Below are 23861 nucleotides of genomic sequence, written 5' to 3'. Positions count from 1 at the left end.
GTGTCCCAGGAAGGGGTCGGATGAGCGGTTCGCTCGGTCATTCCCGAGTCTCGAGGAGCCTCGGGCGAGTTCTGGCCGAGGACAGCTCTCCGACGGGCACGTGCTTCCAGGTGGCGCCCGGCGTCCTGATCACGGCCTGGCACGTTCTGGCGAACCTCGGATGCGCAGACGTGGGCTCCGAGGTGACGACCGACGCGCTCAACGGCTCGATGCCCTCGGCTCGTTCGAAGGTCCTGGCGGTCGACCCCGTATGCGACCTGGCCGTGCTGTCCCGCGGAGAACCCCTCGAGGAGTCGGTGGTCGACTGGGCACCGACCGACGACGTGGAACTCCTCACCAAGGTGATGGTCAACGGCGTCCCAGAGGTGGACGACCCGGGGCACAGCTACACGTTCCTGCACGCCACGGGGACGTGGCAGGGCTGGACGGTACGAGACGGTGTGCCGCTGGGAAGGCTGTCGTCCGATTCGGTGCTGCCCGGCATGAGCGGCGCCCCGGTGGTCCGCCTGCCCGACGGACTCCTGCTCGGCGTGGTGTCGGCGCGCTACAACAGCGCCGACCACTGGCTGCGTGACTCGGTCTGGGTCGCCAGGACCGAGGATCTCACCCGCCTGCTGGAGGGCTCCGCCCAGGTCGGCGTACAACGGCGGCTGGTGCTCGACACCTGGGACAACGAGGTGGGAACGGTGTTGTCCGCACGCGGCTCCGCCCTGGAGTCCGTCGGCGGCCCCGTCGCGGCGGACATCGTCGGTCCCGCCGAAGCGGCCCGGGAAGCCGCCATCGTCCTGACCGCGCTCGACGACTCGTGCCGCGGAACCGGCAGGTTGGCCGACGCTGTGGAGTCGATCGTCTCGCGCGCCTGCGGCGGAGGCTGGGGTCGGCGGGAGGCCGACGGCCTGCGGCGCAGACTCCGCCTGCGCGGCCTGGAACCCAGAGTGCTCCTCCCGCGCCTTGACGACCACGAGGAGGCGGTGCGCCGATGGACGGAACCGCTCCCCGGCACCCCTCCGGACCAAGAGTTGTCCGGCCACGCGGCGCTCGCCCTCCTCGGTAGCCTCCGCCGGGTCCTGTGCGAGGAGTTGGAGGGCGGCTTCTTCGCGGAGCTCTCCCCCATGTGCCGCCGCTTTCTGCTTGAGGCCCTGGACGACGGGGACACGATCCCGCTGTCCGGCTTCCTGCACGCGCTGCGGAACCAACTACCCCCGATCCGCTCCTCGTCGGTGCAGGCCGTACTCCTCAGCGCTCGTCGCCCGGTGACGGACAGCACGGGCGAGGGCAGCGGTGGCCAACAGGAGGACGGCCCCCGCCGGACGCCGTTCGGAGTCGGGCCCACCCCGGGCCGCCCCGAACTCGCCGCCGTCGCCGTCCAGATGTCCGGCCTGCCACCCGCGGACCCGTACGTGACCGGCCGCGAGGAACTCGTGGGCAGGATCACCGGCGCTGTCGACCGGCGTATGACTCGGCACGGGGCGGCGACCGCCTTCCTGTGCGGGCAGCCGGGTGTAGGCACCTCCGTCGTGGCCGTCGAAGCCGCCCGCGCGCTCACCCCCGCCTTCCCGGGCGGAGTGTTCTACGTGGACCTTCAAGGGCTGATCCCGGACGCGGAAGCCCGCCCTGACGCCCGTACGGTGGTGCGGATCGTCAACGAGGCCCTGGGCCTCGATGTCGGCTCGGAGATGATGGACGACGCCCGGGCTCTCGCGTCCTTCCGCGCGCAGCTGCACGATCGGCGTGTCCTGCTCGTCCTGGACAACGCCCGCGACGCCGCCCACGTACGGCCCCTCGTCAAGGCACCGCCCGGATGCGGACTCATCGTGACCTCGCGGGACCGTGCCCAGGACTATGCCGATCCCGGACTCGTCTTCCAGGTCGGACCGTTGGACCGGGACGCATCGGTGGAGGTGCTCACCCGGTGCGCGGAGGGACGGGACTTCGGCACCTCCGACGACCAGGCGGGGGACGCCCTGCACCGGCTGGCCCATCTCTGCGACGACGTGCCCATGGCGCTGCGCATCGCCGGGGCCCGCATGACGCACCCCACCGGACCCACGCCCTCCTACCTCGTCCAGCTGATGGAGGCGGAATCAGAACGGCTGGACGTCCTGGACTACGGCGACCGGGCCGTCCGCCTGGCGATCCGGCTCAGCCACGACGCCCTCGACCCGGCCGCACGCCGAGTCCTCCGCTTGATCACCGCCGTACCCGGATCGGCCCTCACCGGGGCGGAACTGGGCCACTGTCTCCAGGCACCCGCACTGCGCCAGGAACTGCTGCTGAACCGCCTGGTGGACCGCAGCCTCGCCCTGCAGGACCTCGTCCGCATGCCCGCCGGGCAACTGCTGGCCACCTTCCGCCTGTTCGACCTCGTCCGGCTCTTCGGCATGGAACGGCTGGCGACAGACGAACCACCCGAGACCGTGAGCGAGTTCCAGCACGCCTCCGTGTCGTATCTCTGCGCACGGCTGACCGAGATCACCGACCAGGTGCGAGGGGCCCAGCTGTCGGGCGAGCTCGACCCCACCCGCTTCCACGCGGCCCAACGGCTCGCGCAGGAAAAGGGGTGGCTGGATCTCGCGACGGATCTGGCGATCGGTCTGCACGTCCTGTACACAGCGCGCGGTGAACTCGACGCCGTCATCGGTGTCAACGACGAGCGCATCGCCCTGCATCTGCGGCAGGGCCGGCCCGAGGACGCGGTCAAGGCCTGTCTCCTCAACGCCGACACGCTGCGCGGGGCCGGCGCCTCCGGCCCCGCCGCGGACGCCGCGCGCCAGGCCGCCGACATCGCGCGGGAGTACGGCCTCCACCAGTGCGTCGCCGATGCCGAGTTCAAGCTCAGCCTCATCCTGTGGGACGAGGAGGCCTGGGCCGAGTCGCTGACCGCGGGCGAACGGGCGGTCACGACGCTCACCTCGGCGAGCCATTCGGCCTCCGCTGTCCCGGTCGCGATCAACAACTGCCGTATCGCCCGCCGGATGGACGGTTCCGAGCTCGCGCTCCGGTGGGGCAGGACCGCCACGGAACTGGCGGACCAGTGGGGCAGCGCCGAGTACCGTGCCATGGCGTGCAACGAACGCGGGCTCGCCGAGGACGACGCGGGAAACACCAGAGTGGCGCTCGACCTCTACCGCCGCGCGGCGACACTGTGGGAAGAAATCGGCAACCTCGGCAACGCAGCCAACGACTACGCCAACGCCGCATTCAACGCCCAGAGCCTCGAAGACACGGCCACCGCGGTCCATTTGCAGCAGCTCGCCGCCGATCTGTGGCTGCGCGGCAAGACCCACCCCAGAGCTCTGGAAGCCCTCATCGACGCGAGCTCGCTGTACGCGGCGCAGGAAGCGCACGAACAGGCCGTCCGGGTCCTCGCCCGCGCCGAACGCCTGGCTCTGGGTGTCGCCTCGGGCGCACCCGGCCTCCTGCGCTGCGAAGTGCTCGTACGCCACGCGGCGACCCGCCTCTTCCACGACGACCCCGACACCGGACCCCCCGCGGGAAACGAGACCGGTGAGCGCCGCACGGCGGAGGCGGAGATCACCGAGGACAACGAACTGGCCAGGGTCCACGAGGTCCTGACACGCCATCAGGCAGGGCGACTCGCCAAAGGCGAAGCCCGGCGAGAGGTCCGCTCCCTGCTCAACACCCGCACCCGCAATCGGGCGCCACGGGATCCGCCGTGGGTGTACGAGGAGCTGGGGCAGGAGCCGGGGAACCGTGCGGCGCTGGGCACCGCGTCGTCCCGGGAGCCGATCCCCCGGACCTGACCGCGTCCCCGGTCGCGTCGCTGCCGGAGCACGGACGCGGAAGCCGCCCGGAGCGGGGGTTCGAGTCCTCCGGGGACCCGAACCCGCGCTCCGAATCCGGACCCGCGCCGACTCCGGCTCAGGCTCCGGCTGCGACCCCGCTCAGCCCTCGTCGGGCGTCAGCCGCAGCGAAATGCTGTTGATGCAGTACCGCTGATCCGTCGGGGTCGCATACCCCTCACCCTCGAACACGTGACCGAGGTGTGATCCGCAGCGGGCACACCGCACCTCGGTCCGTGCCATGCCGTGCGACCGGTCCTCGATCAGCTCGACGGCGTCGGTGTCCTTCGGGTCGTAGAAGGACGGCCAGCCGCAGTGCGACTCGAACTTCTCCGTGGAGGTGAAGAGTTCGGCGCCGCAGGCGCGACAGGAGTAGACGCCCGTCGTCTTGGTGTCGGTGTACTCACCGGTGAAGGCGGGCTCGGTGCCCGCCTTGCGCAGCACCGTGTACTCGGCCGGGGTCAGCTCCGCGCGCCACTTCTCGTCCGGCTTTTCGATGTCGTACGACATGAAGCTCAACCCCTCACGTTCAAGAAGGCTCACTGGGAGCCACGGCTACTCGGACAGCCGGGCGAGGATCTCCGGTCCGAGATCCGTCACGTCGCCCGCGCCCATGGTGAGAACGAGATCACCGGGCTTCGTCATTCCCGCGACGACGGACGGCACCTCGGCCTTGTCGTGGACCGGGGTCACCTCCGCGCCCGCCGCCCGGGCGGCCTGGAGGATCAGCTCGCTGGTGACACCCGGGATCGGGTCCTCGCGGGCCGGGTAGATGTCCAGGACGACCGAGGCGTCCGCCAGCGACAGGGCCTCGCCCATCTCCTTGCCCAGCTCCTGGGTACGGGAGAACAGGTGCGGCTGGAAGACCACGAGGATGCGGCCCGAGGCCCCGGCCCGCATGGCCTCCAGGTCGGCCGTCATCTCGGTCGGGTGGTGCGCGTAGGAGTCGATGACCTGGACGCCGGCCGCCTCGCCCTTCAGCTGGAGGCGGCGCTTCACGCCGGTGTAGGAGGCGAGCGCGGGGGCCAGCTCGGCGGCCGGGATGCCCAGGGCCACACCCGCTGACAGTGCCGCCACCGCGTTGTGCGCGTAGTGGCGGCCGGGGACGGAGACCGTGAAGGTCAGCTCGGCACCGTCCAGCAGGACCGTCACCTCGCTCGTCAGACCGTGCGGGACCACGGAGAGCACCCGGACGTCCGCGTCGGCGGCGTCGCCGTACGTCACCACGCGCACGTCACGGCCCGAGACCCGGCGCGTCAGCTCGCGGGCACCCTCGTGGTCCGCCGAGATCACCAGCGTGCCGCCCTCGGTGACGCGGCCCACGAACGTCTCGAAGGACTCGTAGATCTCTTCCATGGACGCGTAGTTGGCGTGGTGGTCGAGCTCGACGTTGAGGATGATCGCGACCTCGGGCGCGTACTTGTGGAAGCTGCGGTCCGACTCGTCGGCCTCGGCGACGAAGATCTCGCCCTCGCCGTGCAGCGCGTTCGAACCGGGGGCGTCGAGGTCACCGCCGATGGCGTACGACGGGGACAGGCCCAGCGACGACAGGGACACGGCCAGCATCGACGTCGTGGTCGTCTTGCCGTGGGTGCCCGCGACCGCGATCGGGCGCAGGCCGTCCATCAGCCGGGCGAGGGCGTCCGAGCGGTGGACCACCGGGATGCCGAGCTCGGCCGCGCGGGCGAGCTCCGGGTTGTCCGCCCGGATCGCGGAGGAGACCACGACGCAGGTGGCGTCAGAGGCGAGATGACCGGCAGCGTGCCCGATGTGCACCGTGGCGCCCAGCGCGCGCAGGGCCTCGGCGGTGGCGGACTCCTTCGCGTCGCTGCCCGCCACCTGGGCTCCGCGCTGCGCGAGGATCTTCGCGATGCCCGACATCCCGGCGCCGCCGATGCCGATGAAGTGCGGTCGGTCCATCGCGGTAGGAAGGCCGGGTGCCATGCGTGTATCTCCCCAAGATCCGGTACGAAGGTGGGTGCGCTCTCCCGAAGGGAACGCACGCCCAGCCTATTGGGTGCGGCGGACAGCGCCTCACAAGGGACACCGGCGGACGCGCCCCGACCGCCCGGGGCCGACCCGAAGCCGTGCCGTTCGCGGCGCGGCAGGGGGCGTACCAGTTGTCGGCGCCCGGGGATGTGCGCCGACAGACCGCGACTCCATGACCGGCGCGCCCCCAGGACTCACGACTCAGGACTCAGGACCGCGCCACCTGCCGGCCCCGGCCCCGGCCCCGGCAGGTGTCTCACGCCTTGCTGTGCGAGAACAGCTTCAGCACCGGCACGCCCACCTTGTGGCGGGCCCGGGAGGCCCAGTCACGGTGGAAGAACTCCTCCACGTAGTGAGGGTCGGTGAGCACGATGACCTCATCGGCCTTCACCTCGTCGACCAGGCCCTTCAGCGCGTCGAGCGGGTGGTCCTCGATGAGCCGTCCCTCGGCCTCGTTGCCGGACGTGCGCAGGGCCACCAGCGACACCTCCAGCGCCCGCTCGCCCTGGCTGGCGGCGGCCTCGCCCTCCGGTGTCTCGCCCTCGCGGGTCGCCTCGTCGATCTCGCCGAGCGCGACGTCGTCGATGGCCCGCAGCAGCCGGTCCGCCTGGTCGCCCCGGGGCTGGAGCAGCACGTGGAAGGCGACCGCCTCGTCACCGTGCAAGGTGGTGACGAACTCCACGTCGGCGGACGTCAGGGCCTTCTCGATCATCAATACGCTTGTGAACACGACAGGCGCCCTTCTCGTCCGTGGGCCGTCCCGGCCCCCTGCGGAAACCATCCTGCCCCGTGACACCACGGGGACTGCGCGATTTAATGTGCCCGGCGATCGATAAACGGAACCTGTTACTCCGTCAGGTCGTCAGGGCCGACGGTATCGGCTGTACAGGAACCCGGCCTCTTCCAGCAAAGACGCCAGTTCGAACTGGCGCGGGACCGGAATGGAGGGCCCTCCGGCGATCCGCTGGGCGTCGCCCGCGGAGAGCATCGGGGCCAGCGTCAGACACAGCTCGTCCAGGACGCCGGCCGCGATCAGCTGGCCCAGCAGCCGGGGCCCGCCCTCGGTCAGCAGCCTGGTGTGCCCGAGGTCGCCCAGGGCCCGTACGGCGCGGGCGGGGTCGATGCCCATGCCGTCCCCGGCGATCACCACCTGTACGCCCGCCCGCTCGGCCTCCGCGATCCGGTCGGGGGCGGCCGCCGCGCCCGTCAGCACCAGCGTGGGCACCAGGGGCGAGGTGAAGAGCGGCAGCGAGAAGTCCAGGTCGAGGCTCGCCGTGACCACCGCGATCGCGGGCGCGGGGCCCTGCCCGGCGGCCTTCCGGAGCTCCGCGAAGGCCTCACGCGCGCGTGCCGGCCGGTAGCCCTCCTGCCGGACCGTTTCCGCTCCGACGACCACCACGTCGGCGAGCCCCCTGAGGACGCCGAAGATCCGCATGTCGGTGGCGCTGGAGATGGGCTGCGAGCGCCCGTCGTGCTGGGCGGCGCCGTCCAGCGTGGACACCATGTTGGCCCGCAGCCAGGGCTCGCGGACCTCGGGGTAGGCGTACGCCTCCGCCAGTTCCCCGAGCTCCCACTCGCGCTCCGTCACATCCGTCTCGGGGGCCTCGACGGAGGCCTGGGCTGCTGTTTCGTACGTCACAGGGAACAGGCGTCGCATGACGTGCAGTGTGGCACGGCGCATAGAGTGGGGAACCGTGTCGTCCACCACCACCGCCTTCGGGATCGACCCGATAGCCGAAGCGGCCCCCTCGTCCCTGTGCGCCCGCGAGCCGCACGTCCCCGCCGACCGGCTCGTCGCCGAGATGGTGCCGCCGCCACGCTTCGACTCGGTTCGCTTCGCGACGTACATCCCGGACCCGAACCAGCCCAGCCAGATCGAGGCCGTAGGCATCCTAGAAGGCTTCGCCGGAGGGCTCGGCGGGGCGCACGCCATCGGCGCCCCCAAGCGGAGGCTGTTCGGCTTCGGCAAGGCCCCGAAGGTTCCGGCCGGCCCCCGGGGCGTCTACCTGGACGGCGGCTACGGCGTCGGCAAGACCCATCTCCTCGCCTCCATGTGGCACGCGACCCCGGCGGAGCCCGCGCTCAAGGCGTTCGGCACCTTCGTGGAGCTGACGAACCTGGTCGGCGCGCTCGGCTTCCAGAAGACCGTGCAGACCCTCTCCGAGCACCGGCTCCTGTGCATCGACGAGTTCGAACTGGACGACCCGGGCGACACCGTCCTCGTCTCCACGCTGCTCGGCAAGCTGGTCGACGCGGGCGTCGCGCTCGCGGCCACCTCGAACACGCTTCCGGGCAAGCTCGGCGAGGGCCGGTTCGCTTCCGCCGACTTCCTGCGGGAGATCCAGGGCCTGTCCGCGCACTTCCGCCCGCTGCGCATCGACGGTGAGGACTACCGCCACCGCGGACTGCCGGAGGCGCCGTCCCCGTTCTCCGACGAGCAGGTCACCAAGGCCGCGTACGCCACCCCGGGCGCGTCCCTGGACGACTTCCCGCACCTGCTCGACCATCTCGCCCGCGTCCACCCAAGCCGGTACGGCGCGCTGACCGACGGGATCCGGGCGGTCTGCCTCACCGACGTCCAGCCCGTCCCGGACCAGTCGACGGCGCTGCGGCTCGTGGTGCTCGCGGACCGGCTGTACGACCGCGAGGTGCCGGTCCTCGCCTCCGGAATGCCCTTCGACCGGCTGTTCAGCGAGGAGATGCTGAACGGCGGCTACCGCAAGAAGTACTTCCGCGCGATCTCCCGGCTGACCGCCCTCGCCCGCGACGCGAAGGGACTCGTGGAGGGCGCGGGATCCTAGGATCCGTCCTCCTCGCAAATCCTCCCCGCGAAGAGCGGGGCGGCACCAACCGCGCCCACCCTCCACGGGGCCCGGTTCCAGGCACTCCACCGAACGCCCTTCCTGGCGCCCCGCCCGCCCTCTTCCCCGCGGGCAGGCCCGGCAAGGACCGCACTCCCGCGACGTAAAGTGGAAATGTCAGGTAAATCGGGCGGCCCGGAAGGTGGTCCTGATGATCCAGGAACTCATCGCGGCGATCGCGGTGACCGCTTCCGCCGGTGTGGTCTATGTCGCGGCTGGTGCGAGGGTCGTCAAGCAGTACGAACGCGGCGTCGTCCTCCGCCTCGGGCGGCTCGCGGGGGAGGTCCGCCCCCCCGGCTTCACCATGGTCGTGCCCTTCGTGGACCGGCTGCGCAAGGTCAACATGCAGATCGTGACCCTGTCCGTGCCGGCCCAGGAGGGCATCACGCGGGACAACGTGACGGTCCGGGTGGACGCGGTCGTCTACTTCCGGGTGGTGGACGCGGCCGACGCGGTCATCAAGGTCGAGGACTACCGCTTCGCGGTCTCCCAGATGGCGCAGACCTCGCTGCGCTCGATCATCGGCAAGAGCGACCTGGACGACCTGCTGTCCAACCGCGAACTGCTCAACCAGGGGATGGAGTTGATGATCGACAGCCCGGCGATCGGCTGGGGCGTGCAGATCGACCGGGTCGAGATCAAGGACGTGTCGCTGCCGGAGACGATGAAGCGGTCCATGGCCCGGCAGGCCGAGGCCGACCGTGAGCGCAGGGCCCGGATCATCAACGCGGACGCGGAGTTGCAGGCGTCCAAGAAGCTGGCCCAGGCCGCCGAGGTGATGTCGGAACAGCCGGCCGCGCTCCAACTGCGCCTGCTGCAGACCGTGGTGGCCGTCGCGGCCGAGAAGAACTCCACGCTCGTCCTGCCCTTCCCGGTGGAGCTGCTGCGCTTCCTGGAGCGGGCCCAGTCGGGACAGGCGCCCGTCGTGACGGAACGGCAGCCGAAGGCGCCTTCCGAGGTGGAGCGGCAGCCGGCGGTCGAGCCCGCCGAGCCTCCCGCCGCCTCGGACCGGATCGCCGGAGTACCGGAGGCGCTCGGCCTCCCGGAGGCGTTCGCGGACACGGACGGGCTCGGCATCCCGGACACGTTCGCAATTCTGGATCAGCCCGGGACGCCGAGGGAGCCCGGGGAACCGGACGGGCCCCGGGGTCTGGACGATGCCGGGCATGCGGACGGGTCCGGGGAGACGGACGAGCCGGAGGAGCGCGCCGGATAATCCCGTGCCCGCGAGCTGTTCGAGCCGGCCGCCTGAGCACACGGCGGGCAGTGCGAGGAGCACGGGAGGCGACGGCTCTCGGATCACGGGGCACGGGCGGCGGCCGGTGAGCGTTTCGACAATCGGCGGGCTGATGGCGACGCCGCGTCCGAGCCGATCGGCGCCGCGGGCGGACGGCGCCGAGCATCCCGTGGCCCGCCCGCTCCTCGTACTCCCCGGCCGACCACCGCTCGTAAGCTGGCGGCATGAGCGACGACGACCGCGCGATCGGCGCGGACCGGCCGGCCGGGGAACCTGTCCACGCCCTCGGTACGGCGAGCGACGGCGGGACCCCGTACGCGGAGTGTGTGCTGTGCCGTGAGCCCACCGAGTACCCGGAGTCGCACAAGGGGATCACGCTGTGCCCCGTGTGCGAGTGGCAGGAGGCACAGCGCACCGCGTGTTCGGGCTGACCGGCGAGACGGCCTGGGGTGGCGGAAGCGCAGCGTGGCACCGCGGGCCGGCACCGCGGGCCGGCACCGCTCAGGCGGGCGGTGTCCGGGCGGTGTCAAGGCGGCACCGGCCGGGGAGGCCCCCGCGAGCACCGTCCGTCCTGAACGGATCTTCCGCCTGGCAGACTGGTGGGCGTGAGCAGCGACCCGACCCCCGCCGACGACAGCCCGTTCCGTTCCGATCCCACCTCGCGCGACGAGGCACCGCAGTTCGTGCTGCCGCTGGTGGTGCACATCGAGAAGGCCGCTCCCCCGGCGCGCACCGACGCGCTGGAGACCGCGGCCCGGGCCGTGCTCACCATCCTGAGCGACGAGCGTTCGCTCGGGGACGGCGAGTGGGCGCAGGCGATGCGGGACTGGCAGGACGCCCGGATCCGCAAGGTCGTACGGCGGGCGCGGGGAGCCGAGTGGCGGCGGGCCGAGGCGCTGCCCGGCATCACGGTGACCGGGAGGTCCGTCGAGGTGCGCGTCTTCCCGCCGGTGCCGTTGGACGGCTGGCCCAAGGATCTGGCGCGGCTCCAGGTGTCCGGTACGGACCTCGACGATCCGGAGCCGCCGGCGCCGGCCGATCCGACGGCGCCCGTGCTGTGGCTCAACCCGGAGCTGGACATGTCGGCCGGCAAGACGATGGCGCAGACGGGCCATGGCGCCCAACTGGCCTGGTGGGAGCTGTCGGAGAAGGAGCGGGCCGCGTGGCGTGACGCGGACTTCGCCCTGTCCGTGCGCACCGCGGATCCGGCCCGCTGGCGTGAACTCACCACCTTCGGTGGGCCGCTGGTCCGTGACGCGGGGTTCACGGAGATCGCGCCCGGGCTCACGGTCGCCGTCGAGGGACACGACCGCGTCAGCGCCTTGACGGAACGCGCGCAGCACTCGGCGGGCTGAGACCGGGGGGCTCCCCCCCGACCGCCGACGTGCGCCGAGGGCGCAGTGGAGTGCACCGCGGGCGCAGAGAAGTGCGCCAGGGTGCATGGGAGTGCGGTGGGTGGAAGCGGCGGGGGTGCGCACCGCCGCCCGGCCCTCGGGTCCGCGCCGTCAGTCGGACAGCGTGGAGGCGAGTTCCGTCGTGGCCCGGACGAGTTCGGTGTCGGGCTCGGCGAGCAGGTGCTGGAGGGTGCCGCGGTGGGCGCGTACGGCTTGGCGCGCCTCGCGCTCCCAGCCCACCCAGTTCTCGCGGCGGTTGAGGAGTTTCGGGTAGGCGGCGGCCGTCCGCTCCCACTGCCGGGCGTCCGCGATGTCCTTCAGCAGTTGGATGACCTGCACGCGGCAGGTGACCTGGGGAAGTTCGGCGAGCTCCCAGAGGAAGGGGACGGTGGCGGCCGTAGCCTGCTCCACCACGAATCCGAACTGGCAGATTCGTTCCCTCAGGTCCTGGAGTGCGGTCCTCGCCGTGGCCGTGTCACCCCGGGCGACGGTGGTGAGCAGGAACGGGATGGCTTCCGCCGACCCCTTGGAGTCCTTGATCTCGTCCCACGACACGTGTTCCAGGTTCCTGAGTGGTGTTGCCATTTCCGCTCCCTCCGAAGGCGTCGGACAAGGCCAGGGGGTGTGTGCGCAGGCCGTCGATCCGGCCCGGACGATCACGCTCCCGAAGGAACTCCCCTGATGCGGCGTCAGCACAAGGTGCTGGTAACGAGGTTGACGCCACGGCTATTATCCACGCTGACAGCGTCTTCGTGCAATTGCACGAGAAATTGCACGAAGACGGAGGGAGGCAGGGGCTGCGTGAGGTCCGGCCACGGCCCGCGACCGGGCGGCCGATGCACACGTGGTGGAACGTCAGCAAGGAGAGTGCGTGGTGCCATCAGTGCCGAACGGAGTGCGGGCGAGCTCGCTGGGCGCCTGCTGGATCAAGAGCGGGCACAGCAACGCCGAAGGCAACTGCGTCGAGGTGGCCGCTCTGGGCGACGGAGGCATCGCGGTGCGCAACTCCCGTGACCCCGACGGTCCGGCCCTCGTCTACACCTCTGCGGAGGTGGCGGCTTTCCTGGCCGGCGCGAAGGACGGGGAGTTCGACCATCTGCTGTGAGGCGGCCCCTGTTTCTCCGAACTCCGTTGAAGCGGACGGTTAGTTGTCCACTTCTGTCTCCGCATGCGGCAGAGTCCGGCGCAGTGCGATAATTTTGGCTGTCTTCTGCCGGTCGACTGGGAGTCAGGATGTCCGTCGAGTCACCCCGCGTCTCCCGTCTCGAACCGTATCTGAGCCGGGAGGAGCCCGCCCCCACTCTGCTGAAGATGCTGGTCGGCGTTCAGCTGGCCGGTGCCCGCGAGGACGCCGGCCTCTCCCAGGAACAGGCGGCGCGGTCCCTGGGGTTCAGCGCGGCGAAACTCTCGCGCATCGAGGCGGGCAAGGGCCGTCGGCCGCCCACGGAGGGCGACGTCCGCGCGCTGCTCGAGCTGTACGAAACCGATGCCTACGAGGCGTCGGTCCTGCTGAGACTCCTGAAGCGCGCCGGTGAGCCGGGATGGTGGCAGCGCTACGACAAGCGGTTGATGCCCGAGTGGTTCGACCGGCTGGTCGGACTCCAGGAGGCGGCCACCACCATCCGTACCTTCGAGATCCAGTACGTTCCGGGCCTGCTGCAGACTCCCGACTACACCCGGGCCGTGGTGGAACGCGGTCTTCCGACGGCGCCGGCCGGCGAGGTGCAGCGCCGGGTGGAGCTGCGCATGCGCCGGCGGGAGCTGTTGAACCGTGCGGACGCCCCTCACCTGTGGGCCGTTGTCGACGAGTCCGTACTGCTGCGTGTCCTGGGCAGCCGTGAGGTGATGCGCGCTCAGCTGGAGCACCTCGTCGAGATGGCCCAGCGTCCCCATGTGATCGTGCAGATCGTGCCGTTGGACGTCACGAACGCCTCGGCGCCGGCCATCCCCGTGACCTATCTGCGCTTCGGTGGCGTCGAACTCCCCGACATCGTCTACCTGGAGCACATCAGGAGCGCCAACTTCCTGGAGGACCGCGACGAGACGGAGGAGTACCGGGTGGTACTGGACCGGCTCGCCGACGAGGCCCTCAGCCCCCGCGCGTCCTTGGCGCTGCTGCGCGAAACGGTGGAACAGCGCTACAGCCCGTCGCACTGACGGGGCAGCGCACCGTGTCGCGTCCGCCGGGAGTCGAGCGGGGCACGCGCACGCACGTGCCCGTCGGGGCGGGCCGCTCTAGCGGATGCGACCGACCCCGCCGAACTCGATCCATTCCTGCGTGAGTTGACGCGCCACCACTTCGGTGTCCGGCCGCCAGGTGGACACCTCCACGAGTCCGGGATCGAGGATGTCCATCCCCTCGAAGAACTCCGCCACATCCTTCTCCTGGCGTACCCGACCCCAGTGGCCCTGCGTCGCGGTGTCCATGAAGTCGGTGACGAAGTCCCGGACCTCGGCGTCCTCGCTGACCAGCTGGCACATCACCATGAAGCTGCCGGGTGCCAGCCGTTCGGCGACGCGGCGGATCACGGGGAGCGGTCCGTCGGTCTCGCTGTCCGGGATGCAGTGGAACACCGAGTTGAACAGCACGGCCACCGGCTGCGAGAGGTCGATCAGCCGCTGGGTGTCGGGGTGGGCGAAGATCGCCTCGGACTCCCGCAGGTCGGCGTGGATGACGGCCGTACGGTCGTTCTGGTCCAGCAGGGCCCGGCCGTGCACCAGCACCATCGGGTCGACGTCGACGTAGACCACCCGGGAGGCCTCGTCGATCGCCTGGGCGACCTGGTGCACGTTGTTCTGGGTGGGCAGGCCGGATCCGTGGTCGAGGAACTGCCGGATTCCGTATCCGTCCGCCAGTGTCCTGACCACCCGCTGAAGGAAGCGCCGGTTGTTCAGCGCCAGCGCGCGCGTGCTGGGCACGACCTTGTCCAACTCTTCGCAGGCCGCCCGGTCGGCGGCGTAATTGTCCTTGCCGCCGAGGTAGTAGTCGTACATGCGTGCGGCCGTGGGCACCGTGGCATCGATCGACGTGGACAGCTGCTGGTCAGACTGCATCTTTCCCCCAGATCCGTGCCGCGCCAACTGGACTGGCTCGACCGACAATACATATTAGGGAAACGGAAGTTGGCGATACCAGTCCCCGAACGAAGGACACCGGGAAGTCCCTCCCGCCGACCCGCGCCTCTCACCCGGCGGGCCGACCGCGCCCTCGTCCAGCGGGCCGGCTGAAGCCTCCCGTTCAGCTGGCCGCCGCGAAGTGGCCGATCAGCAGGGACAGCCGCCGGTCGTGTCCCGCGCGGGGCAGACGTCCACTGCGCATCAGGTGACGAGTCCGTGCAGACCGCTCCAGAAGGTCTCGGTGAGGATGCCCGGGTCGTCGTCCCCGGCGAGCGGCACGATGACCTCGCGCAGCTCACCGAAGGCGTCCCGCAGCGCGGGCGGCGCCTCGCGTCCCAGCCCTCGCTCTCGGCCAGTTCACTGGCGGCCGCCACGATCAGCTGCTCGCGCTCCGCTCGTTCGCGCTCGCGGCGCGTCTGGATCGACATGACCGTGATTCTAGCACCGCTAGTATTTATGTCGACGCTATGCTAGCTTCGCACTCATCACTAGCACTGCTAGCAAGGAGATCCGACATGCTCACTCCCTCGGCCTACGGCCTGGCCATCGTGCTCGACCTCCTCGTCCTGTTCATCGGCGCCCGGTTCCTCGTGCAGCCGCGGGCGGCCGCCACCGGTTACGGCGTCCCGGCCAAGCCGGACGGTGACGCCGCCTATCTGGAGATCAAGGGGCTGCGCGACGCCGCTCTCGGCGTCATGGGGCTGGCCCTGCTGGCCTTCGCCGGCGCCACCGCCGAGGCCTGGTTCATGCTGACCGTGGCCCTGGTGCCGCTCGGAGACACCCTGATAGTGCTGCGCCACGGCGGCACGAAGGCCGTCGCCTTCGGCATCCACTTCGCCACCGCCGCGCTCGTCCTGGTCAGCGCCGGTCTGCTCTTCGCCGTCTGACACGGCCCGGCGGCGCCCGCGCCCGTCGGGCTACGCTTGGCCCACATACGGGAGGGTGGGAGGTCCAGATGGCAGGGACCCGGCTGGACGGCAGGGTCGAACGCGGGAACCGCACACGGCAGTCGGTCCTCCGTCGCACGGTCGACATCGCCTCGGTCGAAGGACTCGAGGCGCTGTCCGTCGGACGCCTGGCCACCGAGCTCCGGCTCAGCAAGAGCGGCGTCTTCGCCCTCTTCGGCTCCAAGCAGGAGCTTCAACTGGCCACGGTGCGCGAGGCCTCCCGCATCCACATCGAGCGGGTGAACCGACCCGCCGCCGAGACCCCGGCCGGCATCACCCGCGTCCTGCGGCTGTGCGAACTCTGGCTGGAGTACTCGCGGAGCCGGGTCTTCCCCGGGGGCTGCTTCTTCTACGAGGTCGTCGCCGAGTTCGACGCCCGGCCCGGCCCCGTCCACGACGCGGTGGCCCAGGCCCAGCGGGCCTGGGCGGACCACGTCGAACACACCGTCATCGAGGCACGTGACCTCGGCGAGCTCCGGTCCGACACGGATGCCGCCCAACTCGCCTTCGAGCTCGTCGCGTTGATGGAGACGGCCAACGCCGTCTCCGTCCTGCATGACGAAACGACCGCCTACCGCAGGGCCCGCGTCGCGATCACCTCGCGACTGCTCGCGGCGGCGACGGATCCGTCCCGCGCACCCGAACTCTCCTGATCCCCAAGGGAACTGACGCAGTGACGGCCGAGGAAAACAAGTAGCACGACCGTTCGCTCAGTTTTATGCTCGGGACGACCGGAACCCGGCCGAGGCTCCGAGGTGGGCCGCGGCCGCGGGACACCTCGACAGCGGACAGCCAGGAGGACTTCTCCATGAGCACCACCGAAGCGGACATCGTCGAGCTCGACCGGATCGCCGTACAGGAATCGCTCAGGGTCGTCGCCTCGGCAGGGCCCGCGGACTGGGACCGGGACACACCGTGCGCCGGGTGGTCGCTGCGTCGACTGGTGGCGCACATGACCGCACAGCACCACGGATTCGCGGCGGCGGCGCGCGGCGCGGGTCAAGAGGCCGCGCACTGGCGGGAGTCGGCGGCGCATCCACGCGACCCGGCGCGGACGTACCGGGCGGCGGTGACGACGTTGCTCGCCGCGTTCGCCGAACCGGGCGTCACGGAGCGGGAGTTCGACCTGCCGGAACTCAAAGGGCGCTTCCCCGGCCGTATCGCCGTCGGTTTCCACTTCATCGACCATGTGGTGCACGCGTGGGACGTGGCCGCGTCGCTCGGCGTCGGCCTCGAACTGTCCGGCTCCGTCCTCGAAGCGGCGTCGGCCGTCGCCCGCCGGGTCCCGGCCGACCCCGCGCTCAGGGGGCCGGGCTTCGCGTTCGCGCCCGCCCTGGAGGTGCCCTCCGGGGCGGATCCCCTGGTCGAGACGCTGCGACTGCTGGGCCGCGACCCGGACGAATGGCCCTCGGCACGCTAGCGGTTGTGGACCGGCCCCGGACCGGGAGCTCCGCCCATCCGGCCGCGTCGCGTTCCGCACCCTCCGTCCGATGATCCCGACTCCTCCGCGCCATCGATTGAACAGCACAGCCGTCCCGTACGTACCACCAAGCACTGGCCAAGAGTTGGTCTTCAACGACCAATTGGTTTGCCCCGGGAGGCACCTTTGCGGCGTATCAACGGCAGCGCCCTCGTGATCGCGGCGCTCGTCGCCACCCTCGGAGCGCTCGCGTTCCCCGTCTGGTCGTACGCCGACCGCTCGGGCACGGGCCAGGCGAACCTCGCCGCGGGGACGGTGAACACCCAGTGGGGGCCGCTGTCCGCCTCGGACCGCGATCTGATCGTCCGGGTGCGGCTGGCCGGGCTGTGGGAACTGCCCGCCGGACAGCAGGCCATCGAGCGGGCGCCCACCAAAGCCATCAAGGAGGCCGGCGACCACCTGATCGTCGGGCACACGGACCTCGACAAGCGGGTACGGATCATCGCGGCCCAGCTCAACGTCGAGCTGCCGAACCAGCCGAACGAGCAGCAGCAGGGCTGGCTCCAGGAGCTGAGCGCGGCGACGGGCAAGGAGTACGAGAGGAAGTTCGCGAATCTGCTGCGCGCCGCGCACGGCAAGATCTTTCCGGCGATCGGCGCCGTCCGCAACGCCACGCGCAACACGCTGGTGCGGCAGCTGGCCAGTGACGCCAACCTGACCGTCCTCGACCACATCACCGTGCTGGAGAAGACGGGAGAGGTCGACTTCGACGCCATCGCCAACGACACGGCCGCGGCGTCGACCGCCAGCCCCACCGGTCCCCCGCCGCCGACCATCGGCTCGCCGGTGGCCTCCGCCCCGCCGGTCCAGCCGGGCGACGGTGTCGATGTCTCGTCGAGCCCGTCGGCGCAGCCGCCCGGCACGGTGAACACTGCCCGGCCGGAGCCGTCGGACCCGGACAAGGTGCTCCAGTAGCCGGCACGGAACCTCAAATGTTGCTCTGAACGTCCGCTCCGGTGGGTTCGGCCCCGGATCCCGGGGCCATGACTCCGTCACGCCGGAACGCGGGCCGTCGTGGGGAGACGACACACAGCCAGGCCCGGTCGAGGCCGCGACGGAGGAGGGGACATGGGGCAGCCGATGCGGCTGGGTACGGGAATCGGATGGCGGCCGGAGATCGCCGAGGCCGTGGAGCGCATGCCCGGCATCGACTGGGTCGAGGCCGTGGCGGAGAACGTGTGCCCCGGCCATGTCCCCGAGTCGCTGCTGCGGCTGCGCGAGCGGGGGGTCACGGTGGTTCCGCACGGGGTCTCCCTGGGCCTCGGCGGCGCCGACCGCCCCGACGAGTCCCGGATCGCCGCGCTCGCCGAACGCGCCGAGGCGCTGGGCTCACCGCTCGTCACGGAACACATCGCGTTCGTACGGGCGGGCGGCCCGCTCACCGCGTCACCGCTGCTGGAGGCCGGGCATCTGCTGCCGGTTCCGCGCACCCGGGACGCGCTGGACGTCCTGTGCGAGAACATCCGGGTGGCGCAGGCCGCGCTGCCCGTGCCCCTCGCGGTGGAGAACATCGCCGCGCTGATCTCCTGGCCCGGCGAGGAGATGACCGAGGGACAGTTCCTCTACGACCTGGTCGACCGCACCGGCGTCCGGCTGCTCATCGATGTGGCCAACCTCCACACGAACCACGTCAACCGGGGTGAGGACCCCGCCAAGGCCCTCGCCGAACTCCCTGTCGAGGCCATCGCCTACGTCCATGTCGCCGGCGGCTTCGAACGGGACGGCGTCTGGCACGACAGCCACGCCCATCCCGTTCCCCGGCCCGTTCTCGACATCCTCGCCGACCTGGCGTCCCGGGTGACCCCGCCGGGGGTCCTCCTCGAACGGGACGAGAACTTCCCCGAACCGGCCGAGCTGGAGCGCGAGCTGACGGCGATCCGGGAGACCGTGGAGAGGGCGGGAACCGCGACCGGAGCGGCCGGGCGGGGCGCGGCCGTGCCGCTGGGCGGCGCGGCCACCGCACACTCCGGCCCGGACGTCGAGGAGGCAGCCCGTCAGCGGCTGGCGCTCGCGCAGACCGCCCTGTTGTCCGCGCTCGTCGCGGGGACCCCCGTGCCCGAGGGCTTCGACCGCGTTCGGCTCGGGGTGCAGGCGCGCGCCCTCGCCGCCAAGCGCGCGGACGTCGTGGCGAAGGTGGCTCCGGAGCTGCCGGAGATCCTGGCGGCCGGCTACCGGCCGGCGTTCCTCGCGTACGCGCACGGACATCCGATGACCGACGGGTACCGGCGCGACGCCCTGGACTTCGCCGAACACCTGCTGCTCGCCGGACTCCCGGAGGGCGCGGAGACGCGGCGGCTGCGCGACTGGTGGCTGGAGCGATCGGGTCCGGCCCCGCTGTCGTGGCGTCCCGCGGCCCGGCTGGCCCGCGCCACCCGCAGGGCACTCCTGCGCCGCTGAACCCGCGGCCGGCCGGTCCCCACGCCCGCGCCGGCCGCCGCGCGCCGCCTTGACCACACCCTCCCGGCGCGCCCCGTCCGCAGAGTGTGCTCGGAGTAACACCGCTCCCTGTGAAGGTGATGTGTGCGTCCGTTTTCTTCGGTTTCGCGGTGGTCTGACGTGCGCCCGAACTACCGCAACCGGTGCCTTCCACCCTCCGCTCAACCCATTCCTCCCGTACGGAAGTTGGCGTAGCGCCCGCAGTAGCATGCCAACCCGCACCCGAAGCGCATTAGCGTGCGGTGTCGCAACAGGAGGCACCATGCGATCCATCAACCGCACCGGATTGGTCAGTGGCACAGGGCTCGTCACCACCGCCCTCCTGGCGACCCTGATCGCGCTGGCCTTTCCGATCTGGTCGTACGCGGACCGCGCCGGCACCGGCCTGGACACCCTGAACGCACAGACCGTGCCGACCCGGTTCGGTCCGCTGTCGGCCCTGGACCGGGAGTTCGTCACCAAGGTCCGGCTGGCCGGGCTCTGGGAGCTGCCCGCGGGCCAGCAGGCCCAGGAGCGCGGCACCACCCAGGCCGTACGGACGGCGGGCCAGCACCTCATCGAGGGACACACGTTCCTGGACTCCCGGGTCCGCAACGTCGCCGCGCGGCTCGGCCTGGAGCTGCCCAACCAGCCCAATCCGCAGCAGCGCCAGTGGCTGGACACGCTGAACGCGGCGCACGGCACGGAGTACGACCGGGACTTCGCGAACATCCTGCGCAAGGCGCACGGCAAGGTCTTCTCCGTGGTGGCCCAGGTCCGCGCGAACACGCGCAACTCGCTCGTGCGCGATCTCGCCGACGACGCGAACACCACCGTGCTCGACCACATCAAGGTCCTGGAAGCGACCGGTTACGTCGACTTCGACGCGCTCGCCGAGGACGCGGCGACGGCGAGCCCGCCGCCGCTCACCAGCTCCCCCGCGCCGCCCGGCCCGACCCGGTCCCCGCAGTCGCCGGTCCCGGTGAGCCCGTCCCCTGGCTACCCGCTCCCGCCGGCCGCGGCGCGCCCCAACCCGACGTCGACTCCCTGAGGTTCGTCCGCGAAGTCTCCGACACCCGGCACCGCCCGCCGAGCGGAACGTCACATACCGGCAACGCTCCGTCCCACATAGTGAATAAAGCATGGCGCCGGACCGGTCCCTTCGCATAGAAAAATGCCATGTTCTGGGTCCTTCTCCTGCTCCTGGCCTGGGCAGCGGCCGGTATCTCCTGCACCCGGCTCTGCCTGGCGGCCCTTCGCGCCGCGACGGTCGACGCGGACGCGGCGCGCGGGCACGATCTCACGCTGTACGAGGCGGCGTTCCTGTCCGGCGGCCCCGCCCGGGTGGCCGATCTGACCCTGGTGTCGATGGCCCGGCAGCAGCGGCTGCTGCTCGCGCACACCGGCTGGGCGACGGTGGTGGACCCGCGCGGGCGCGACGACATGGAGCGCTCGGTCATCGGAGCCATCGGCCCGGAGGGCCAGTCCCGGATAGCGCCGGTGCGGGCGACCGCGGCCGCCGCGGACTCGGTACGCCGGCTCGCGGACCATCTGGTCGCGGCGGGCCTCGCCGTCCCCGACGGCGCCCGCACCACCGTCGCGGAGGCCGTCCGCCAGGTCCAGGCCGCCGCGGCCGCGGTCCTCGCGCTGGCCGTCGCGGCCCTGCTGCTCCCGGCGCAGAGCACCGGGAGCGAGGTCCCGGTGGCCGTCTGGTTCATGCTTCCGCTCATTCTGACGGTGAGCTGTCTCGCCATCGCCCGGATCGAGGTGCACCCCTACACCCGCTGGGCCTCCCCGGCCGGGCAGCGGCTGCTCGGCACCCTCGCCCGGCACTCCGACGAGTCCGGCGACGACCGTACGTACCTCACGTCCGTCGCCGTTCGCGGGATCCGCGCGATCGGTGAGCCGGACGTACGGGCGGCCCTGACGCACCGGGACCGCGACGCCTGGCGGCAGGGGGCTCGCGAAGGGGGCTGACGGGCGCGCCGTGGGGCGCATCGGGGTCATTGGCGCCGACACCGGCGAACGGTGCTTTACTTCGCCAACCGCCGAACGAAACATCCTTTCTGTCGCTGCTGTGCGCTGAAGGGATTCGCGAATGAGAGCTGCCGTCCTCCACGGAACCGCAGGGTCCTTGCTCCTGACCGGCCTCGTCGCCGCCCCGGCGGGCGGCACACCGGCCTGGCCCGGCCCGGCCGGCTCCGCCGAGACGCGCGGCACGGCCGTCGCCGCCCAGCGCGCCGCGGCCGCGGGCATCCGCTTCGGCAAGTGCGCCAAGGAGGAGCATCTGCCGGGCACCCTCCAGTGCGGCACGGTCACGGTGCCCCTCGACTACGCCCTCCCCGACGGCAAGCGGATCAAACTGACCGTCAGCCGCGTCAAGGCCACCGGCAAGGACCCCCGGAACTCGAAGCGGAAGGTGCCGCGCCAGGGCGCCCTCGTCTACAACCCCGGCGGTCCCGGCGCCTCCGGCATGTACTTCCCGCTGATCGGCTTCCTCCCCGAGTGGAAGCCGATCGGGGCCGCGTACGACCTCGTCGGCTCCGCCCCGCGCGGCGTCGACCGCTCCGCGCCGCTGTCCTGCCGGGACCCGAAACGCCTGCTGAAGGCACCCTCGCAGTCACCGACGTTCCCCTCGGAGGCGTACAAGAAGGAGCGGATCGCGGAGGCGAAGGCGTACGCCCGTGGCTGCGCCCAGCGTTCGGGCACCGCCCTGCGTCACTACACCTCGCTCAACAACGCCCGCGATCTGGACGTGCTGCGCGCCGCGCTCGGCGAGCGGAAGCTGACGTTCATGGGTGCCTCGTACGGAACGTACTTCGGCTCCCTGTACGCGACGCTGTTCCCCTCGCACGTCCGCCGGATGGTCTTCGACTCGGCGGTGAACCCGGACCCCGAGAAGGTCTGGTACCGGAACAACCTCGACCAGTCGGCCGCGTTCGAGGTCCGCTGGGCGGACTACCGCGCGTGGATGGCCCGGCACGACGATGTGTACGGACTGGGCCGCACGCCCGAGGAGGTGCTGCGTTCCTACGAGAAGGCGCGGGCGCGGCTCGCCGCCTCGCCCGCGGGCGGCAAGGTGGGGCCCGCGCAGTTGCAGGGCGCGTTCCTGCAGGCCGGGTACTACGACGACTACTGGCCGCAGCGCGCGCTGGCGCTGTCCGCCTATCTCAAGGGTGACCCGAAGCCGCTGATCCAGGTGGCGGGACCGCATCCGGAGGCTGCCGCCGAGCAGGAGAACGGCAGCGCGGTCTACACGGCCGTGGAGTGCAACGACGCTTCCTGGCCGACCGACTGGCGCACCTGGGACCGCGACAACACCCGCCTCGCGCAGGTCGCGCCGTTCGAGACCTGGGACAACGTGTGGATGAACCTGCCGTGCGCGTACTGGTCCGCGCCGCGGCAGAAGCCGCTCGACGTACGGACGCTGCCCGGGGAGCTGCCGCCGACGCTGATCCTGGCTGCCGAGCGGGACGCGGCGACGCCGTACGAGGGTGCCAAGGAGCTGCAGCGACGGCTGTGGGGCTCGGTGCTGGTGACCGAGAACGGCGCCGGTACGCACGGGATCGGCGGCGGCCCCAACAAGTGCGTCAACGGCTATCTGGAGGCCTACCTGCTGGAGGGCCGGCTCCCCGAGCGGAGCGCGGCGTGCGCACCGCACAAGGAGCCGAAGCCGCAGGCACCGGACGACCGTGCGCGGGACACCCGGGGCGCGAAGGATGCGAAGGGCGCGAAGGATGCGCAGCGCGCGAAGGGCACGGCGTCGTCGAAGGGCTCCGCTCGCTCCGGGGCCGTGAAGACGGTCCGGCAGGTGCCCTGACGGGCGGGCCGACAACGTGAAAGGCGGGCGTCCCCCGGAGGGGCGCCCGCCTTCTGCCGGGCCGGTCAGGCGAGGCCTGCGACCAGTTCGGCGATGTCCTTGCGGCGGCCGGTGTAGAACGGGACCTCTTCGCGGACGTGCATCCGGGCCTCGGAGGCGCGCAGGTGGCGCATGAGGTCCACGATGCGATGGAGCTCGTCGGCCTCGAAGGCAAGGATCCACTCGTAGTCGCCGAGCGAGAACGAGGCGACCGTGTTCGCGCGCACGTCGGGGTAACCGCGGGCCATCTTGCCGTGGTCGGCGAGCATGCGGCGGCGGTCCTCGTCGGCCAGCAGGTACCAGTCGTAGGAACGCACGAACGGGTAGACGCTGACGTAGTCGCGGGGCGTCTCGTCGGCGAGGAACGCCGGGATGTGCGAGCGGTTGAACTCGGCGGGCCGGTGCAGCGCCATGTTCGACCAGACCGGCTCCAGAGTGCGGCCCAGCCGGGTGCGCCGGAAGAGGTTGTACGCCTCCTGGAGCTGGTCGCTGGTCTCGGCGTGCCACCAGATCATGAGGTCGGCGTCGGCGCGCAGCCCCGACACGTCGTAGGTGCCGCGGACGGTGACATCCTTCGCGGCGAGCTGGTCGAACAGCTCCTGGACCTCGTCGGCGTAACCGGTGCGGTCCTCGGGCAGTACGTCCTTCAGCCGGAAGACGGACCACAGGGTGTAGCGGATGGCCTCGTTGAGGTCCTTGGCCAGCTTGCCCTTGTTCGGGACCCTGCCGGACTCGGTGGTGGGGGCGTCGTCACTCATG

Annotated in this window: 22 protein-coding genes and 1 pseudogene; 15 read left to right on the top strand and 8 right to left on the bottom strand. The window is 71.3% G+C overall.

The features are described from left to right. Positions 1 to 20 precede the first annotated feature (20 nt). Positions 21 to 3764 carry a trypsin-like peptidase domain-containing protein gene (locus ABZX90_RS01325; protein ID WP_355200680.1) on the top strand — a complete coding sequence of 1248 codons (3744 nt, stop codon included), beginning with the start codon at positions 21 to 23 and terminating at the stop codon, positions 3762 to 3764. 141 nt (positions 3765 to 3905) lie between these two features. On the opposite strand, the gene msrB is transcribed toward ABZX90_RS01325, so the two are convergent. The 4 genes from msrB to ABZX90_RS01305 form a co-directional block, all read right to left on the bottom strand. Then, positions 3906 to 4313, bottom strand: a complete 408-nt coding sequence (gene msrB / locus ABZX90_RS01320) for a peptide-methionine (R)-S-oxide reductase MsrB (protein WP_351130431.1) — start codon at positions 4311 to 4313, stop codon at positions 3906 to 3908. A 45-nt stretch (positions 4314 to 4358) separates the two neighbouring features. Continuing rightward, entirely contained in the window at positions 4359 to 5747 is a 1389-nt protein-coding gene (gene murC, locus ABZX90_RS01315) for a UDP-N-acetylmuramate--L-alanine ligase (RefSeq protein WP_355200678.1), read from the bottom strand. Positions 5748 to 6048: 301 nt separating this feature from the next. Further along, positions 6049 to 6504 carry an indole-3-glycerol phosphate synthase gene (locus ABZX90_RS01310; protein ID WP_351130434.1) on the bottom strand — a complete coding sequence of 152 codons (456 nt, stop codon included), beginning with the start codon at positions 6502 to 6504 and terminating at the stop codon, positions 6049 to 6051. A gap of 150 nt (positions 6505 to 6654) precedes the next feature. After that, positions 6655 to 7449: a pyrimidine reductase family protein gene (locus ABZX90_RS01305; RefSeq protein ID WP_351130436.1), complete on the bottom strand. Its 795-nt coding sequence runs from the start codon at positions 7447 to 7449 to the stop codon at positions 6655 to 6657. A gap of 37 nt (positions 7450 to 7486) precedes the next feature. Between ABZX90_RS01305 and zapE the strand changes: the two genes are divergently transcribed. The 4 genes from zapE to ABZX90_RS01285 all read left to right on the top strand — a co-directional run bounded on the left by zapE (position 7487) and on the right by ABZX90_RS01285 (position 11245). Continuing rightward, a complete protein-coding gene (zapE, locus tag ABZX90_RS01300; RefSeq protein WP_355200676.1) occupies positions 7487 to 8593 on the top strand; it encodes a cell division protein ZapE in 1107 nt (368 codons plus the stop codon). Positions 8594 to 8804: 211 nt separating this feature from the next. Continuing rightward, positions 8805 to 9869, top strand: coding sequence for a slipin family protein (locus ABZX90_RS01295; RefSeq protein ID WP_355200674.1), 1065 nt, complete (start codon positions 8805 to 8807; stop codon positions 9867 to 9869). A gap of 245 nt (positions 9870 to 10114) precedes the next feature. Further along, positions 10115 to 10321, top strand: coding sequence for a hypothetical protein (locus ABZX90_RS01290; protein WP_355200672.1), 207 nt, complete (start codon positions 10115 to 10117; stop codon positions 10319 to 10321). Positions 10322 to 10495: 174 nt separating this feature from the next. Further along, complete coding sequence (locus ABZX90_RS01285) at positions 10496 to 11245, top strand: peptidyl-tRNA hydrolase (RefSeq protein WP_355200670.1); 750 nt, start codon at positions 10496 to 10498, stop codon at positions 11243 to 11245. 150 nt (positions 11246 to 11395) lie between these two features. On the opposite strand, the gene ABZX90_RS01280 is transcribed toward ABZX90_RS01285, so the two are convergent. Then, positions 11396 to 11869, bottom strand: a complete 474-nt coding sequence (locus ABZX90_RS01280; protein WP_351130441.1) for a hypothetical protein — start codon at positions 11867 to 11869, stop codon at positions 11396 to 11398. A gap of 289 nt (positions 11870 to 12158) precedes the next feature. Here ABZX90_RS01280 and ABZX90_RS01275 point away from each other — a divergent pair, with 289 nt between their 5' ends. After that, positions 12159 to 12389, top strand: a complete 231-nt coding sequence (locus ABZX90_RS01275; protein WP_351130475.1) for a DUF397 domain-containing protein — start codon at positions 12159 to 12161, stop codon at positions 12387 to 12389. A 128-nt stretch (positions 12390 to 12517) separates the two neighbouring features. Further along, entirely contained in the window at positions 12518 to 13441 is a 924-nt protein-coding gene (locus tag ABZX90_RS01270; RefSeq protein ID WP_351130442.1) for a helix-turn-helix transcriptional regulator, read from the top strand. Between the two features lie 78 nt (positions 13442 to 13519). Here ABZX90_RS01270 and ABZX90_RS01265 read toward each other — a convergent pair whose 3' ends face one another. Both ABZX90_RS01265 and ABZX90_RS01260 read right to left on the bottom strand, forming a co-directional pair. Then, complete coding sequence (locus ABZX90_RS01265) at positions 13520 to 14338, bottom strand: SAM-dependent methyltransferase (RefSeq protein WP_355200667.1); 819 nt, start codon at positions 14336 to 14338, stop codon at positions 13520 to 13522. A 184-nt stretch (positions 14339 to 14522) separates the two neighbouring features. Further along, positions 14523 to 14829: pseudogene (locus ABZX90_RS01260) on the bottom strand (hypothetical protein). 87 nt (positions 14830 to 14916) lie between these two features. Here ABZX90_RS01260 and ABZX90_RS01255 point away from each other — a divergent pair. From ABZX90_RS01255 to ABZX90_RS01220, 8 genes are all read left to right on the top strand, one after another. After that, positions 14917 to 15288: a DUF4267 domain-containing protein gene (locus ABZX90_RS01255; RefSeq protein WP_351130444.1), complete on the top strand. Its 372-nt coding sequence runs from the start codon at positions 14917 to 14919 to the stop codon at positions 15286 to 15288. 68 nt (positions 15289 to 15356) lie between these two features. Continuing rightward, a complete protein-coding gene (locus tag ABZX90_RS01250; protein WP_355200665.1) occupies positions 15357 to 16001 on the top strand; it encodes a TetR/AcrR family transcriptional regulator in 645 nt (214 codons plus the stop codon). Positions 16002 to 16156: 155 nt separating this feature from the next. Further along, positions 16157 to 16768, top strand: a complete 612-nt coding sequence (locus ABZX90_RS01245; RefSeq protein ID WP_355200663.1) for a TIGR03086 family metal-binding protein — start codon at positions 16157 to 16159, stop codon at positions 16766 to 16768. 186 nt (positions 16769 to 16954) lie between these two features. After that, complete coding sequence (locus ABZX90_RS01240; protein WP_351130448.1) at positions 16955 to 17743, top strand: DUF4142 domain-containing protein; 789 nt, start codon at positions 16955 to 16957, stop codon at positions 17741 to 17743. A gap of 153 nt (positions 17744 to 17896) precedes the next feature. Further along, positions 17897 to 19225: a DUF692 domain-containing protein gene (locus ABZX90_RS01235; protein WP_355200661.1), complete on the top strand. Its 1329-nt coding sequence runs from the start codon at positions 17897 to 17899 to the stop codon at positions 19223 to 19225. Between the two features lie 301 nt (positions 19226 to 19526). Next, positions 19527 to 20294, top strand: a complete 768-nt coding sequence (locus tag ABZX90_RS01230; RefSeq protein WP_355200659.1) for a DUF4142 domain-containing protein — start codon at positions 19527 to 19529, stop codon at positions 20292 to 20294. 128 nt (positions 20295 to 20422) lie between these two features. Further along, on the top strand, positions 20423 to 21220 hold the full coding sequence (locus ABZX90_RS01225) for a TIGR04222 domain-containing membrane protein (RefSeq protein ID WP_351130453.1): 798 nt from the start codon (positions 20423 to 20425) through the stop codon (positions 21218 to 21220). Positions 21221 to 21341: 121 nt separating this feature from the next. Further along, positions 21342 to 23063: an alpha/beta hydrolase gene (locus ABZX90_RS01220; RefSeq protein WP_355200657.1), complete on the top strand. Its 1722-nt coding sequence runs from the start codon at positions 21342 to 21344 to the stop codon at positions 23061 to 23063. Positions 23064 to 23128: 65 nt separating this feature from the next. Here ABZX90_RS01220 and hemQ read toward each other — a convergent pair whose 3' ends face one another. Then, the gene (gene hemQ, locus ABZX90_RS01215) at positions 23129 to 23860 is read right to left on the bottom strand and encodes a hydrogen peroxide-dependent heme synthase (protein WP_355200655.1); all 732 of its coding nucleotides are present in this window, start codon (positions 23858 to 23860) and stop codon (positions 23129 to 23131) included. Between the last annotated feature and the right edge of the window lies 1 nt (position 23861).

This window comes from Streptomyces sp. NPDC002935 (assembly GCF_040611295.1).
GTDB lineage: Bacteria > Actinomycetota > Actinomycetes > Streptomycetales > Streptomycetaceae > Streptomyces.
This window is presented reverse-complemented; position numbering and strand designations above follow the sequence as displayed.